This is a genomic window from Bacillus sp. 204(2023) (assembly GCF_037027505.1).
In the GTDB taxonomy this organism is placed as follows: Bacteria; Bacillota; Bacilli; order Bacillales; family Bacillaceae; genus Bacillus; species Bacillus subtilis.
The window spans coordinates 1-383 of sequence record NZ_JAXCHE010000026.1; the positions used below are offsets into that span (position 1 = coordinate 1).

Sequence of the window (383 nt, forward strand, 5' to 3'; positions counted from 1 at the left end):
ACCCGAAGTCGGTGAGGTAACCTTTTAGGAGCCAGCCGCCGAAGGTGGGACAGATGATTGGGGTGAAGTCGTAACAAGGTAGCCGTATCGGAAGGTGCGGCTGGATCACCTCCTTTCTAAGGATATTATACGGAATATAAGACCTTGGGTCTTATAAACAGAACGTTCCCTGTCTTGTTTAGTTTTGAAGGATCATTCCTTCGAAACGTGTTCTTTGAAAACTAGATAACAGTAGACATCACATTCAATTAGTAACACAAGATATCACATAGTGATTCTTTTTAACGGTTAAGTTAGAAAGGGCGCACGGTGGATGCCTTGGCACTAGGAGCCGATGAAGGACGGGACGAACACCGATATGCTTCGGGGAGCTGTAAGCAAGC

At 46.0% G+C, this 383-nt stretch carries 2 rRNA genes; both read left to right on the forward strand.

Annotated elements, in window-relative coordinates:
- Positions 1-116, forward strand: a 16S ribosomal RNA gene (locus WA279_RS20795); the annotation flags it as partial.
- A gap of 170 nt (positions 117-286) precedes the next feature.
- Positions 287-383 (forward strand): 23S ribosomal RNA (locus WA279_RS20800); the annotation flags it as partial.